The organism is Pedobacter gandavensis (assembly GCF_032678465.1).
Lineage (GTDB): Bacteria > Bacteroidota > Bacteroidia > Sphingobacteriales > Sphingobacteriaceae > Pedobacter > Pedobacter gandavensis_B.
Genome location: NZ_JAVTSK010000002.1, coordinates 570,885 through 586,809, shown reverse-complemented (window position 1 = coordinate 586,809; position 15,925 = coordinate 570,885). Strand labels below are relative to the sequence as shown.

The 15,925-nt window shown below is 34.8% G+C and carries 13 protein-coding genes; 6 read left to right on the top strand and 7 right to left on the bottom strand.

Annotated features, from left to right (window positions below):
• Nucleotides 1–32 precede the first annotated feature (32 nt).
• The 5 genes from R2Q94_RS05590 to R2Q94_RS22155 all read left to right on the top strand — a co-directional run bounded on the left by R2Q94_RS05590 (nt 33) and on the right by R2Q94_RS22155 (nt 6,446).
• On the top strand, nt 33–1,586 hold the full coding sequence (locus tag R2Q94_RS05590; RefSeq protein WP_316820459.1) for a hypothetical protein: 1,554 nt from the start codon (nt 33–35) through the stop codon (nt 1,584–1,586).
• Complete coding sequence (locus tag R2Q94_RS05585; protein ID WP_316820458.1) at nt 1,587–2,453, top strand: hypothetical protein; 867 nt, start codon at nt 1,587–1,589, stop codon at nt 2,451–2,453.
• 111 nt (nt 2,454–2,564) lie between these two features.
• Complete coding sequence (locus R2Q94_RS05580) at nt 2,565–4,751, top strand: peptidase domain-containing ABC transporter (protein ID WP_316820457.1); 2,187 nt, start codon at nt 2,565–2,567, stop codon at nt 4,749–4,751.
• 11 nt (nt 4,752–4,762) lie between these two features.
• The gene (locus R2Q94_RS05575; protein WP_316820456.1) at nt 4,763–6,043 is read left to right on the top strand and encodes an HlyD family secretion protein; all 1,281 of its coding nucleotides are present in this window, start codon (nt 4,763–4,765) and stop codon (nt 6,041–6,043) included.
• 166 nt (nt 6,044–6,209) lie between these two features.
• Nucleotides 6,210–6,446: an HTH domain-containing protein gene (locus R2Q94_RS22155; RefSeq protein WP_410478519.1), complete on the top strand. Its 237-nt coding sequence runs from the start codon at nt 6,210–6,212 to the stop codon at nt 6,444–6,446.
• A gap of 104 nt (nt 6,447–6,550) precedes the next feature.
• Here R2Q94_RS22155 and R2Q94_RS05570 read toward each other — a convergent pair whose 3' ends face one another.
• A complete protein-coding gene (locus R2Q94_RS05570; RefSeq protein ID WP_316820455.1) occupies nt 6,551–7,765 on the bottom strand; it encodes a glycosyltransferase family A protein in 1,215 nt (404 codons plus the stop codon).
• 69 nt (nt 7,766–7,834) lie between these two features.
• Nucleotides 7,835–8,623, bottom strand: coding sequence for a hypothetical protein (locus R2Q94_RS05565; protein ID WP_316820454.1), 789 nt, complete (start codon nt 8,621–8,623; stop codon nt 7,835–7,837).
• Nucleotides 8,624–8,784: 161 nt separating this feature from the next.
• Here R2Q94_RS05565 and R2Q94_RS05560 point away from each other — a divergent pair, with 161 nt between their 5' ends.
• Nucleotides 8,785–9,660, top strand: a complete 876-nt coding sequence (locus R2Q94_RS05560; protein WP_316820453.1) for a beta-1,6-N-acetylglucosaminyltransferase — start codon at nt 8,785–8,787, stop codon at nt 9,658–9,660.
• Between the two features lie 17 nt (nt 9,661–9,677).
• Here the strand turns inward: R2Q94_RS05560 and R2Q94_RS05555 are convergent, their stop codons facing one another.
• The 5 genes from R2Q94_RS05555 to R2Q94_RS05535 form a co-directional block, all read right to left on the bottom strand.
• The gene (locus R2Q94_RS05555; RefSeq protein WP_316820452.1) at nt 9,678–9,947 is read right to left on the bottom strand and encodes a hypothetical protein; all 270 of its coding nucleotides are present in this window, start codon (nt 9,945–9,947) and stop codon (nt 9,678–9,680) included.
• Between the two features lie 148 nt (nt 9,948–10,095).
• Nucleotides 10,096–12,906, bottom strand: a complete 2,811-nt coding sequence (locus tag R2Q94_RS05550) for a hypothetical protein (RefSeq protein ID WP_316820451.1) — start codon at nt 12,904–12,906, stop codon at nt 10,096–10,098.
• Between the two features lie 28 nt (nt 12,907–12,934).
• On the bottom strand, nt 12,935–14,458 hold the full coding sequence (locus R2Q94_RS05545) for a hypothetical protein (RefSeq protein ID WP_316820450.1): 1,524 nt from the start codon (nt 14,456–14,458) through the stop codon (nt 12,935–12,937).
• A gap of 2 nt (nt 14,459–14,460) precedes the next feature.
• Entirely contained in the window at nt 14,461–15,273 is an 813-nt protein-coding gene (locus R2Q94_RS05540) for a hypothetical protein (RefSeq protein WP_316820449.1), read from the bottom strand.
• A gap of 72 nt (nt 15,274–15,345) precedes the next feature.
• On the bottom strand, nt 15,346–15,891 hold the full coding sequence (locus R2Q94_RS05535) for a hypothetical protein (RefSeq protein WP_316820448.1): 546 nt from the start codon (nt 15,889–15,891) through the stop codon (nt 15,346–15,348).
• Nucleotides 15,892–15,925 lie beyond the last annotated feature (34 nt).

Below are 15,925 nucleotides of genomic sequence, written 5' to 3'. Positions count from 1 at the left end.
CAGGACTGCTCTTAAAATAAAACTATAAACTAATGATTTACATATCCGCCCAGCCTGATACAATTTACTTCATATGGCAGCTAGAGATACAATTAAGGAACCTAAATTCTTTAAATTTAAGTAATAAAAATATCCATGTCCTGGTTTCATATCATAAAGACTTAGGCTTAAGAAAGGAATTCAAAAAATTTATTGAGCAAAATAAAACACTAGCAAGTTTCCATTGCTATCCAGATCTTCGTGAAGATGTAAAATATGTATCCTCTCTCCGCCCTAATATATTGAAACAACATTTTGAATTGTATCCCGAACTGGAAAAGGAAACCTTATTTTATCATGACTCTGATATCCTTTTTTCGCGACTACCTCAAATCCCTAACGTCGAAGAAAATGAGATCTGCTATGTATCCGACACACGCAACTACCTCGATTTAAATTACATCACCAAAAGCGCATCAGAGTCCCTACTCCACGAAATGCTAAAAATAGTAGGAATATCAAAAGAAGTTTTAATAAAAGAAGACCCTAATACAGGCGGAGCTCAATATATTTTAAAAGGGATAACAGCCGATTTCTGGAAAAAAATCGAAGCAGATTCTGAAGCATTATTTATCTTAATGACAGAATACAATACCCGACGTTGGGAAGAAGAATACCCTGTAAAAAAAGAATTGCGCAGCAAAAGCAATGGAATTCAAGCATGGTGCGCCGACATGTGGGCAATGCTTTGGAACTTATGGTATTTCGACAAAAAAGTAGAGATCCATACTGAACTGGACTTCTCCTGGCCTTATAGTCCTATTGAACATTGGGAAGAAAAAGCCATTCAACATTATTCAGGCGCAATTAAAGACAAAAACATGTTTTTTAGAAAGAGTGAATATACAAATTATGCTCCCTGGTATGATCCCGCTTTAAGTAATATTCCCCCTACAAATTGTAGCTATGAAATCGTTCGATTAATAAAAAAAAGGAAGAAAGAAATGGACAATGAGCGACTAAATTTCAAAGAGAGTGTTATTGTAATAGAGGCTGAAAATGCATGCGCCCGGACATTGGAGATATATGACATTATAAAATTATACATCACAAAAACATTAAATATTGAAATCTTTCTTTTTACATGGGCGGACTTTAAGGATCACCAACGTGATGATATCCTAACAAAACAAATGCTTGCACAGATGTTAAGCCAGCAAGCCGGAGGAAAAATGCTATGGTTACCACTCCACCATTTGGTAGATGTAAATAGCCTCACTGAATTACTTCGATCTCAACAACCACACCATTCACACATTCACAGAATTAATTTCCAGCAAACCTATAAAGTTGACAGCTTATTCCTTGAAGCATTTTCTAAAACACTAGATGAAGATCTGTTTCATCAGAACTTGGGGAAATTTAACATTGAACATCCAAATCCGGATAAATTCGTAATTCTAATTGATTCAGACAAAATTAGTCATAATGATGATCATCTATCTATTATTGAATTTCTAACTAAAAAACCCAATCGAAAAACCCAGAAAATTCAAGAGTTAAGCATTGGATTACCAGCTTTTAATCTTGCCTTTAAATTTAATTAAATGAATTCGGAACAAAATTTATACTCAATTCTAAGCCAGCTTATTCTGCCTGAGAACAAAAAAAAACAATCAAATGACCTATTTGACAATTGGGTTGAGGGGATCATAAAGAAAGACCAGTATACTTTTAACGACGGAATCATTGGTCTAGGCTGGCTTGTTGCTTTTCTGATTGAAAAGCAACAAATTGAAGGTAATGTAGATGAAATACTAGAAGATGTAGACGACAATCTTTATAAGTTTACCTTAAAAACAATTTTAGATGAACAAACAGAAATTGATCAAATCTTAGTACTTATAGAGTATTACCATCAAAGACTATTTGATATAAAATCCAAAGCAGGATTTTATCGAAGATTTAGCTATTATGAGAATATGAAACTGTTGTTGGAAAAGCTAAATACAATTCTTGGAGAGCCAATTACTGATGACAATTTAAACTTGAAAATTAGGGTCTTATTAAAGTATAGCCACTTAATCCAAACCTGTATTCCTGAAACACTTATAGAAGTGCCATTCTATCAACAAATTGAGCGTCTCATAAACTATTTTCAAGAACTTGAGCCCGCCCCTGCTTCCGATGAACTGACCATTAATTTGTTAAAACTTTCTATGTGTGCAAAGCAATATGAGAACCCTTATTGGGTAGAAAAAGTTAATGAAATCTATGCGAAACTAATAGAACCAATTTATCAGGAACATCAATCTTCAGTTGAAATCTCAATCTGGAAAAAAACTATATCTTCACTTCCTGAGCCAACTCTAGGCTACTATCACTACCATGATTATTGGAAAACTGAAAAAGGAAAACACTTATTATTCACTCTCTATACCAATATTAAATCCTTTGAATTATCCTATGACTGAATTTCCGAATGATCGGAATTCCTAGCATAAAAACTTGTTGACCGAACCTTATGGGGGCAAAATTAACGACTACTACTTTCCTATGAATATTTAAAAAAGCCCTAATTATTAATGTTAAAAAAATTTCCACACTATAAGCAATTGGATCAGATGGATTGTGGAGCAACCTGTCTACGTATTGTATTTAAATATTACGGCGAACTAGTCAATATACACAAAATCAGAAAGTTATGCCAGACAACAAAAAATGGCGTCAACATGCTTGGAATTAGTGAGGCTGCTGAAAAACTTGGCTTTAGAACTTACGGCGTACGTTTAACTTTAGACCAACTGAATGAAGCTGAACTACCATGCATCCTTCATTGGAATCAAAACCACTTCGTTGTTTTATATAAAATAAAAAAGGGAAAATACTTTGTTTCAGACCCTGCATCTGGGTTAATTACCTATGATGAAAAGGAGTTTACAAAAAACTGGCATTCCACAAAACAACTGCACGCCGGCTTGTCATTGTTATTAAGTCCAGGTCCAAACTTTTACCAGCTGCATGATGAAGAACCTGATCTGGCATTAAAATGGGGTAAAATTTTCACTTACTTTTATAAATATAAAAAACTGTTTATACAGTTGATTTTGGGATTGGTTTTAGGTACAGTCCTTCAATTAATCACTCCTTTCTTAACACAATCTGTAGTTGACATTGGTATCAACACCAAAAACATCAGCTTCATAAACATTATTTTGATCGCTCAATTGATGTTGTTTATTGGCAGCACTTCAGTTTCTTTTATCCGATCCTGGATTATGCTTCACATCACAACTCGGATTAATATTTCCATATTAACAGACCTCCTGATCAAAATCATGAAACTTCCTATGGGTTTTTTTGACCTTAAGACCCATGGAGATTTAATGGAACGGATGAATGATCAAAACCGTGTTGAATCTTTCTTAACCGGAAGCACTTTGAACACTGCATTCTCGTTACTGAACATGTTGGTTTTTGGTACCCTGCTTGCCTTTTACAATAAAACTATTTTCTTTGTTTTCTTTGTCTCTACTGTTCTTTATACTTTATGGATACTCGTATTTATGAAATATCGAAGAGAACTAGACCATAAACGTTTTAAAATAGCTTCGGAGAATCAAACCTACATGATAGAAATGATTCAAAGTGTAAAAGACATAAAGCTCAATAATGCTCAAAAACAAAAAAGATGGGGCTGGGAGGCATTGCAGGGGAAACTCTTCAAATTTAAAGTACAAAGCCTATCCCTTTCACAGTACCAGGCAATTGGTTCTATGGCAATCGATCAAGCCAAGAGTATTCTAATTACTTATATCAGTGCAAAAGCAGTTATTGATGGAGAAATAACTCTGGGAGGAATGATGGCCATCCAGTATATCGTAGGCATGGTTAGCAGTCCAGTAGGATCTTTACTAGGGTTTATGCAGTCTTATCAGGATGCAAAGATAAGTTTAGAACGTTTAAATGAAATCTATGAAACAGAAGAAGAGGAAAATATTCAGGAGAATTACCTAACTCAGCTACCAGACAACAAAACCATAGAAATTAAAAACCTTACCTTTCGTTATTTTGGAGCTGGCAACGACCCTGTCTTCAGCAAATTAAATCTCACTTTCCCAGAGGGAAAAACAACAGCTATAGTGGGCACCAGTGGCAGTGGTAAAACTACAATTTTAAAATTACTACTTCGATTCTATGATTATGAAGAGGGGGATATATTTGTTGGTGGCAAAAAACTAAATCAGATCGATTTTTCCCTATGGAGAGAATCCTGTGGAAGTGTACTACAAGATAATTATGTTTATGCGGACACTATTGAAAGGAATATTGCCATTAATGATGAATATCCGGATAAAGAAAAACTAAATCACGCAATTCTAATTGCCAATCTTGAAGAATTTATCTCTGAACAACCCTTTGGCTTAGCTACAAAAATTGGTACGGGAGGAAAAGGCATTAGCCAGGGTCAAAGACAGCGCTTAATGATCGCTCGCGCCGTTTATAAAATACCGGAATTCATATTTTTGGATGAAGCTACAAACTCATTAGATGCAAACAACGAAAAGGTAATTATTGAGAATCTAGATAAATTCTTTAAGAATAGAACTGTAATCGTTGTAGCTCACCGCCTAAGCACCGTTAAGAATGCTGACAACATCATCGTAATTGAAAAAGGAGAAATTATGGAGCAGGGTACGCACATCGCACTCACAGAAAAAAGAGGGAAATATTTTGAATTGGTCAAAAACCAACTGGAATTGGGTAATTAGTCGCATAAATTATGGCAAAAAAAATAATAAATGAGGAAGAAGATATTCACTCAGAGGATTTACAGGAAATTATTTCAAGCCCTCCCTCCTGGTTATTAAAAAGAGGCATTTCGTTTGTTCTACTTACAATTTTATTAATACTAGGGCTTTCTGTTTTTATAAAATATCCTGAGGTTGTCCGTACCACATTGAAGTTTAACACAACAGATGCACCTAAAGTTATTGTCAACAAGACAGATGGTAATCTCACCAAAATTCTTGTTGAAGAAGGTACCTGGGTAACACCCAATACCGATCTTGCCTATCTTGAAAGCACAGCCAATCACCAACAGGTACTAAGCTTATTAAATCGACTCAAAACCATTCGAAATGAAGATCGGGGTACTTATGATCTGGAAAACATTATCCCGCCAAACGAACTGAACCTAGGGGAACTTCAGAGTAACTATCAGAGTTTTTACTCCTCCTATTTAAATTACAAAGCAGTCAACAAAGGTGGAATCTTTCAAAAGAGAAGAGAAACAATATTAACTGAAGTTTCAAACGTAAAGGAACAGAGCAAAAGAATCCAAGTCACTTATGAACTGCAAAGAAGAGAGTTAGCGCTTGCGGAAGCTGAGTTTGAAAAATATAAATTTCTTGCAGAAAAAAAGGTAATTAGTCCAATGGAACTCCAGCAAAAAGAAGCATTCTTACTCATCAAAAGACAGTCACTTCCTCAAATGGAAAACAACATCATTATTAATCAGGGAAACTTATTATCAAAAAACAAGGAACTCTCAGAAATTGACTATCAAAGACTAGAAGAAGAGAAGAAATTCATCCAGTCACTGAATAGCTTTATCAGTGAATCGGAAAACTGGAAAAAACTTTACGTTCTTACTAGCCCATCAAAGGGAAAGGTGATCTATGGTAGCTTTTTACAAGAAAACCAATTCCTTAAAGCAGGCAGGGAACTATTCTATATTAACCCAAATAATGAGGAGTACTATGGAGAAATGTTTATTCCACAAGGTAATTCATCAAAAGTAAAACGTAATCAGGAAGTAATCATAAAAGTCCGAAGTTATCCTTATCAGGAGTACGGCTATTTACGTGGCAAAATTTATTATATAAGTGATATCATGATCCATGATAGCGTGCTTTTTTCAAAAGTAAAACTTATAAGATCAGACCTTGATTCTATTATAAAGCTAAAACCTGGAGTAGTGGCTGATGCAGAAATACTAACAGAAGATGAATCCATCTTTAAAAGAATCTGGTCAAATTTGACAAAATCGTTAAAAATATAGCGCATTGACGACTTATGATGGTCAAATGAAATAATGAATAAAAATTCAGGACCTAAATACACATCTTTTATTATTTATAAATAAATAAAAATGCACTAATTATTAATAATAACCACACATATCGTTATATTTATTCAAATAAACATTAACGCTAACCAATTTTATTATGCCCAAACACTACTTCGACAAATTAGAATATCTTGATAGATTAATTTACTGTAAATCGACAGGAGCACCGGACTATCTAGCAAAAAAATTAAACATATCGAAACGAACAGTATTTGATTACATTAATATTCTTAAATCTTTAGGCGCAGAAGTTAAATATTGTCGACAAAAAAAAACTTACTACTATTATTATTCTGGGCGTTTTAATTTTCGTTTCGTACAGAATAAAACATAAAGAAATTCACCTATCCTCCACCTAAAAAAAATGGCGTGCTTTCAGATAAAACACGCCATTTTTTTTGTAACATAACAACCAGAAAGAGTCAAAATTGCAGACGATTATACTTCTAACAAACTTCTCTTGGCTCTAATTTCCAATTCTCCCCTTTGTTGTAATTCCCGATTAGAAAACTGATCATTATCGTCATGTATCCGATACATATAAATAGGGTCCTTTACAAAGAACGTACCCTCAAATCTACTTACCTCAAGAAGTGGAAACATCAACGCAATATCATAAGGCATCATGAACACATTTCCATCTTTATCTTTCATATGTGTTAAATATGGATCATAGCTCTTATATGCTTTATAAATTTCATATTTAAAGGTTTTTAAATGTGAAGCTTTCCAGCCTGCAGTTCTTAGATTCTTAAATTCCTCCTCTGTATAACAATATCCAAACTTATCCATGGTGTTCATAAATCTTAAACTTCCATAGGTCAGCTTTATGCCTTTATCTGAATAAATTTCATTAATTAGCTGAAATACGTAGTTATGGGTTAATTTATCATCACCATCCAAAATAACTACAACGTCTGAATCATCTATATTTTGTTGCTCTAAAACATTTAAAATATTTTCCAGAGCGTATTTCCTTTCCGAATTTTTAATGACTACAAATCGCTCATCCTCTGGTATTTGCCCTAAACTACCATCTGTAGAACAATCATCCACAAAATACACCCTGAAGTTTCTATAATTCTGTGTCAATATCGATTGACAACATTCATGGAGGTATCTTTCAATATTTCTAAAAGGTACAATCACATGAATACACCTTTCTTTCACTTCCATAGCGCATCTTTGCATTATGGCTGATTTTTTGAAAATGATGTGGTTAAGTATGACCTCCAGTTTAACATTAATTATCTCTTTTGTATCAATTTCTAAAAACAGGTCAAAAAGAGCACTGGTAATTAAAAAACCACTACATTCCTTGATGTCAGTTACATAAGCTATCGATTGATTGAGACTTACATATGGGAAGTTGAGCGATCCAATCAACTGAATAAAATGAAAACCTTCTTCTACGGCAAAAACCAAGCTTTCATACAAACAATCAAAATCCGGAAGAAAACCAATATTATCTGCCTCCTTTAAAATAACTACGACTTCATCATTATTTTCTTTTGCAAGCTCTACAACCGATCTAATTGTCTTCCATTCAAAAGCACCCATCACATTGGCAACGATCTTGTAACCTGCTTTTTCATCAAACTTTATGTTCGAATTATTTTCATTAATACAGTAAACAGATATATACTCATCCATATTTTTATTTTTTATTTAGTTTACAGAATTAGTTTGCATTAACATTTAATATAAAGGATTGGTTCATCCTTAGGTCATCCCTATCTTCATGCAAATTAGGCTGTCCAAAATTTGACACTCCATACCAATTACATCTTTGTATTCATTAAAACATCCCATTTTCTCATCATCCAGGTTATTTATCCTATCTAAGCTTAACGAATTCATTACCTGCAATAAAACTTGATTCAGCTCATTTCTTAAAATCTCCAGATTTTTATTACTATTAATTTGGACAAGTATTTCATTTATTCTACCTGAAATGCTGTCTAAGAAATGATACTTAGTCAATATGTGGACAATAATAGTACTGCCATAAATCAAATTTTTATATCGGGTGATTTCTTCACCACTAAACACCTTCTTAACGTTAGGAAAAGTAAATTGCTCTAATTCAATAATGACGTCATTTAAATGGACACTAAGAATATGAAAAAAAGAAAGAAGGGTAGCGTCTATATTTTCTCCTGCCACTTTCACTATGAGATAAATTAATTTTTTAAAAAATAATCTATCACAAATTGTATTACAACACCTGTATGCTTGAAAAAAAAGAAAATTATCTATTAAAATAAAATCTTCAGAATCTATTGCTGTATCATTTAAAAGAACAGTAAGCGCTAAGCCCAACTCTACCAACTCTGAACTTACTTCAACTGGATCATTCATCGTATTTATCTGATTAACAACAGACTCTAAAACCTCTTCTGCAAAACCGTCATACAAACCCTGATTTTCCTTTTTAAATGCAAAAACCACCAAACCTAGATTTCCTCCTATTAATTCATTTGTTTCAAGTGCTCTTTTTTTATTCAACATAAATTATCAATTATTCAAATGAATATCTATTTTTAAAGTTATTAAATTAACAATTTACAACTGAAAATTAAACTAAAATATTAAATTCAGCATAAATTTAAAAATCACAAACAAATACAACCAAATTAATTCCATATAGTAAAACAATTAAATTTATTAATATGAATTCTCAGGCTATTTTAATAACAGCATATAAAAACATCAATCAACTAAAACAATTAATTAATTTTTTTCCAGAAAGATATATTATATACATCCATATTGACTTAAAATCGGACATTAAACTAACAGACTTTAATTTTAAAAATGTTCATGTTTTCAAAAAATATGTAGTTAACTGGGGAGGTTTTAATCATTTAAAAGCAATTGTATTTCTGGCAGAACAAGCTTTAAAATCAGAGCACGACTACTATCATTTAATTAGCGGACAGGATTTTCCAGCCAAAACAATTCAATATTTTGATCAGCTGGATTTGACACTAAACTATATAGATTATTTCCCACTACCTTATAAAAATTGGTCTGGAAACGGCGGCATTGATAGGTTGGATAAGTTCAATCCTTATGATGTTTATGATGCAAAAACTGAAAAGGGTGGTTATAAAATAAACAACTTCAATAACACCAAGGCAAGAATTAGGGAGAAATATTATGATCAATTTCCAATTAAATTATACGGTGGCAGCACATGGTGGAGTTTAAACAAAGAGGCAATAAGCTATGTAAACAATTTCATAGCTGACCACCCCTCCTTTTATAAAAGATTTAGGTTTTCTTTTGCCTCTGAAGAAATATTCTATCAAACTATTTTAGCAAACTCTCCCTTAAAAAAAAGCCTGATTAATAACAACTTAAGATATATTGACTGGGAAAATCCATCTCGAGGTTTCCCGGCATATCTAGATAAAACTGACTATGGTAAAATTTTATTCTCTCCATCATTATTTGCGAGAAAATTGAGTGCAAAACAAGCGATCCATTTTGAACAATATGTAAAAAATATGATCTCTTGTTTGAAATACGTAAACCAGTACTAGCCCCCGGCAGGAGGATATTAATAAAAAAATATATGCCGGTTTGTAGCCCTGGATTGTTCCGAAATGGTTTTTCTAAGCCAGGTATTCAGTTCATTTCTTTTTACACCGAATTCCTCCTTAAAAAGCTCATCCATGGTACGATAAGCCAGAAATTTTTTAAGTCCTGGAAGACTACCGTTTTTAAAAGCCATATGACATAACATTCCTTCGATGGTAGCTCCCGGATCCGTGTAATTGTCCAGTCTCCAAAAATCTTCAAACAGCAGATTTCTAGCAGATTTTATCATTTCCGGACATTTAACATCGTCTATAAAGATAAGGGATAATTAGATGAAAAAATTTATGCTTTTTTGCCAGACAGAGCAAGAGATTACCATCAACAAAAAAATATTTGAACGGTATAAACTAGTTAGTTCAGGCTAAATCCTTCCATTTTTATGGTTTGATTACCCTGCTATTCGAGGATTTAAACTTTTTAACTTCAATTTTTCGCTGTTTAATTTTCAGGATTAAATCTATAGTTCTTATATCAGCTGAGACAGTTACCATTTGGTCATTGTTAATACATTCTACCTCAGGAGGTAAATTATCCTTAAGGATACTTATGCTATACACGCCAACAGGCACAAAGAAAATATACTGACCATTAGCATCGGTCTTTGTCAGGTAAGTTTGTTTATTTTCATCCACTGCTGTGACCACAATTCCTTCTTTTCTTCTTTCCACTTCATAACTAAAATCATCGAACTGATAAGATATGCCTCCTTTTACAATGCCAGATTTCTGCAATGGGATCTCTAGTCTTTGTTTTTTATTAAAGGTAATAGTTTGCACTGGCGTATACCAGTCTTTCAGTTTCGGTATCGCGATTTTATAATCCCCCGGAGGTAAATTTTTATATAAAATAGTACCATCCGATTTAGTAATGAAAATCACATCATTTACATAAATCAATTGATTTACTGCTAAAGAATCACCCTTATCATAAATACCGTTCTGGTTTATATCTTTAAACAGAAAAACTTCCAGGGAATTATATTTGGATCCGATTTTTGCTGAAGGCATTTTTTTACTGATGCCAATTTCTAGGATACTGGAACTATATTGCCCATAAACAAAGGAATACCGGTTATGGTTAACAGCTGCAAAGAAACTTGTTTTTGAAATGAACTCATACTCAGTTCTACCGGTAAGATGCCAACCTTCCCCAGACTGCTTACCCTTGCTGTAGGTTACACCAAATTCTGTTTTCAATCTATTTCGAAATAAGCTTTTTTGAATGTTTGGAGTTATATTTACCAAATAGTTATCTTTTATTTGCCTCAAATAATTGTTTATCGCCTCACCTATGAAAAATTCTCCTCTTTGGACATAGGTAGATAAATTAAAAATCCCGAACCTATAACTGAAATTAGACCGTAGACGAAATTGCGCATCAAGACTAAAAGAAGAATTAAAAATCCCGGCTTCAGTGTTCACTGAGAGGTACTGACTGCTGGAAATTGGAATATTTAAGGTCGTTAAAACATTCCAGGACCGCAAAAATGAATTGGAACCTCCTATTCCAAAAAATTGATAGGAATTACTCCTTTCTAAATTGAAATATGGTGCAATAGATAAAGTGAGTTGTTTCGTTATTTTCTCTGTTAAACCAAGTTCTGCCCTGAAATTACTATAGTCGGGCTCGAAAAGTAACGCATTACTCAGGTATTTTGGCCTATACCTGTAATAATCCACACTTAACCAATTATTACCACTTGCCCTCCCCAGGGTGATCCGCTCCGAAAAATTGAGCGCTCCACGTCTTAATCCAGGGTAATACCCTGAACTGATATAATTTGCACTATTTACAACCAGCTTTTTAACCGTCCCTGACATAGTTAAACCTACTGCGTAACTATACTTATTGCTATTGCTATACGTATATTCACTGCTATGTCCACCATTAAAATTCAATAAAAAGCGAAACTGTTTGGCCGTTGACCACCTGAGCTCATTCATTAACAACAAATTCCTGGCGTCCAATGAGGGGTTAATCTCATACAACGCGGTACTATTCAACTGCCATGTTTTATCATTATGCCCAAATGAAGCCCATGAAGCTGTTCCAGGTTTATAATAAAGATTGTGAATATTACCCAATAGATTATAATTCGAGTTGATATATCCAGCTTCATATTGATTGTGATTGACAGTATCTTTTAAAAAAAACAACGCACCTCTGCCATTCAAATTGACCTCCAAATTCTTATAGATATTACCTACCCTTAAACCCATATTATTGACTTCATAGCCGAGGTAGGTGCTTCTGACTATTGTAGGAGAGTATTCTCTGTTCTTATAGGTTGTCACATCCAGGCTATAATCCATTTTACCTTTGGGCAATTCTACTGTTCCTCGTCCTAGTAAAAGGTAGGCCTGATTCAAAGAAAACAAACCTTGAGTGCTTAATGAAATACTGTTATCGGCATAAGTATCGATAAAGGAATCGGCTCTATATTGTCGACTATTCCGTACATTTTGAATCCTGACGTAAGCAGTTCCAAAAGGATCGCCATTGCCATACAGACCCGTAATATTTACATCAAAACCTTCAGAAGGAAACATCCGATCTGTTACCCGCCTGTTAAAATACACCACGGTATCTTTTAAAGCTGGTGTCAATAATTGTTTAGTGGCGTGGTAATCTCCATTTTCTACTACATATGGATATTTACAAATTAAGGTAACCTCCTGGGAAGTATTTCCCAGATTACTAAGCCTCACTGGAATTCTAATAGAATCTGTAGCCTTTTCCAATAAAACGTTAGACACTAAAGCATATAGGCTGACATTCTTTTTTATGTTCAGGTGTAGTTGAGCTACATCCTCTGCAATCACTTGATTTTTTAAATTTATTAAAGTCAGTCGAATAGGATATGGTCTTCCTGACTCTGCCTGTTGTGTCACAAATATTTTAACAGAAAGGAATAGGCTGTCTCCGGGATTCAAATTAAGATCTGAATTGTTCTTTGAAATCAGTTCCAGTTGCTTGTCCAACTCTACATTCATCCTCGCATTTAAGACTCCTTTGCTTTTATTCTGAATTTTAACGGTAAGATCTATCAAATCCTGATTAGCGGCAGTAACCTCCCTCCTGGTAAACTTAACGACAATTTCAGGGTCGATTGAAGATGGTTGGGAATGTGCAAAAAGGGGTATACAGGTAAGCAGAGTAAGAAAAAGATAAGCGATTTTAATCAGCATATATCTTTTAATCCTGGTTTCCATAACACTACAATGGGATAGCTACAAACAAGACACTAGTGGAATAGATACCCGCGGGTTTTGAAAACCTTTTATCCCCAGGTTTAGTAAAGTACTTCATATCGAATTCCACAACTTTCTGTGAAGGATCTGATAATGGGTTGGTGACAAATACCTGATCAAATACGGATAGACCTTTAGTAAAACAGTTGATACCATCAGCTGTATGGCTAAACTTCTTGATTTCCAGATTCACGGCCTCTACTGCGATCACATTGGAACCCTGGCCATCTCTAAGATTGAATCCAGCAGTTCTAACCAAAACCTGATATGGATTAGTTCCACTTACTTTAAGTCCACGGAGTTTACTGACGGAGATCCCATTTGTATAATCTGAAACTGTATTAAATGCCATAGAGACCTGATTCGCGGAATTTTGAAGCACTAAAGTATAACTGTTCAACGTTGCATAAACAAGAAAGGTAACTGGAGTACTGAAAGTCGCTACCAGTTCATTCGACTGATTGTACACACTGAATATCAGACTCGATACATATGTTCCATTAGGTATCAGCAGATGGAATCCACCTTGTATCATCATGTCAAATTTATGCTCTGTCCATCCATTAAAAGATGCGTTAGACTGATTAATTAGGACAATATCGGTGGTACCCAGGGTAATGGGATTATTGGAAACTCCAATAGCCGAGGCAGATGGAACCCCTGAACTCACTCTATTGAACTTCAATGAAAAATATTGTGGCGCTACATTATTGGATCCGTTTGAAAAATCACCGGATAATCTGGCTTTAAGTGTCCAGCCCCTACAATTGGCACCATTGGTATTGTACTGAATAGATATCCCTTCTGTAACAGTTGCTCCTGCCATTAATCCTTCATAAGTGGTAAACCTATGCGGGTAACTGGTATAAGCGTTTAAGCTCAGTCCAGCGCAGGAACTACTGTAAAGTACATTAAAACTAGCCTTTACATTTGTACTGGACACCAGTTGATCGTTTGCGTCGTAAAAACTAAAAGTCAAAATGGCACTATAGGTACCTGAACCAACCAAAAGGTGGCTTCCACCCTGGACAATCATATCAAATTTATGTGAAGCAAAATAAGTTGGTGGGGCTACAAAAGCGGCCTTCGAATGAATTAAGGTCGCATCAGAGGTACTTAATGCTACGCTTTCATTTGATACTCCCATTTGTTCGGCAGTTGGAGGTCCCACTGCTACTTTTCCAAACCTTATAGATACAAATTGAGGCGCTATACTAGCACTTCCATTTGTAAAATTCCCTAAAGCCCTCACCTTTAGTTTCCAGCCTTGACAGCTGGTGCCATTAGGCATCAGGTATTGCATGGTGATGAAATCAGTAAAAACTTCTCCCCTTTGTATCTTTTCATAGGAATCAAAGGAGTTATATATTACTGATCCGATATTTCCCCGAAGCTCAATACCACTACACTGAGCAAATAGATGGAAAGGATAAATCAGCATTTGAATTAAGCTAAGCATTAGGATGAGAAAAGTAGATTTGTATTTCATATTTAACGTACAAATTCGAGTTCTACCACTTTCAGTTCGTCTTTATTGCCATAGTTTATGATGGCCGTTGCATTATACCGTCCCTTTTTCAGATCTGAAGGCAATTTTTGCTGAATGATCCGTTTATCCCCAGGTAAAGTGAAAAACTCCAATTCTTCTAGTTTCTTCTTCTCACCAGTTTGCATGTTAAGCATTTCCCATTTTATTTTACTATCCAGCCAGATCTTACCATTGTTCTCAACTTCCAAAACCAATATTCCGGGTAATTCTTTTTGAGTGGAATCCAGTTTGTCTGTAAAATTGAGGACTTCCAGACTTTTTTCTTCGTTTTGAATGAAGCTATGGTATATTTTTACGCCCATCCTAACGCTCACTTTTATCTGGGCACCAGAGGCTGTTTTACTGTCGCCGGGATTGAGTTGTGTTAGAAATACCATTGCAGTATGTACAGGAATAGTTGTATTTGCATCGGCAGGAACTTTAAGTACCACATCTAGTTCTCGCTGTTCGCCTGGTCGTAAGGTAAAATATGAGCCAGGAAGCACCTGTAACCAATTGGCACAGGAGTTTTTTAGACTGCCAGGCTCATAGGTTTGATTATTACCGTATAAATCGTAATCCCAATCGCTCATCGAGACACCTACTTCAATTTCCTTATCAATTGGATTGCTTACCATAATTTTCCTGGTAGTTGTTGCCCCAGGAGGTAATTTGAAGTATAGCTTTCCAGGACTGAGCGTCATCCCTGCCTGCCCAAAGGTCTGGTTGCAGAAAAGAATAATAAAAATTATGCAACAGCCAGGGATGAATCTCATGTGGTGTATATTTAAAATGAACTTAAACCTATTTTCGTATGCGATACCAAATAGGATTTGCAGTCAATACGCTTAAGGTTGCGTAACCGTATAAATCACTGGAATAGTGTTTACACCTGTCGCTTTACCCGCGTATTTCGCATCCGCTCCTATATTGTACATTACTTTAAATTTATTTGAAGCATTGGTACCAGACCAGGAACCACTTTTAGCCGTAATCACTGGTAGTGCCGTACTGCCTTTAGCCGGTAAAGGTAAATCAGTCACATAATCTATGTCATTTGTATTACCTGCATTTGTTCCCCCAATTGATGTGGTCAATTTCACACTTTCTGCAGATAAATTTGAAGGCCCGGTAATATCCCCTGCTACTGCCTTCACAGTATAAGCACCTGAACTTACGACTGCAATATGATCGTCTGCATTTACTTTAATACCATTGGTATATTTAGCTTCTGAATCAAAATTCACATCTAATGAAGGAGGTTGTGTGACCATAATAGACATCACATCTGATAGTGTAATGTTAAGTGTTGCGCTTCCCTCTGCCTGTGCAAAAGTTCTAGTTGCGGACAGGGACATCATTAGTGTGAATGCAAATAAAAACAACTTTTTCATAACAATTTATAAGTTTTTAGCTATTAAATGGTTA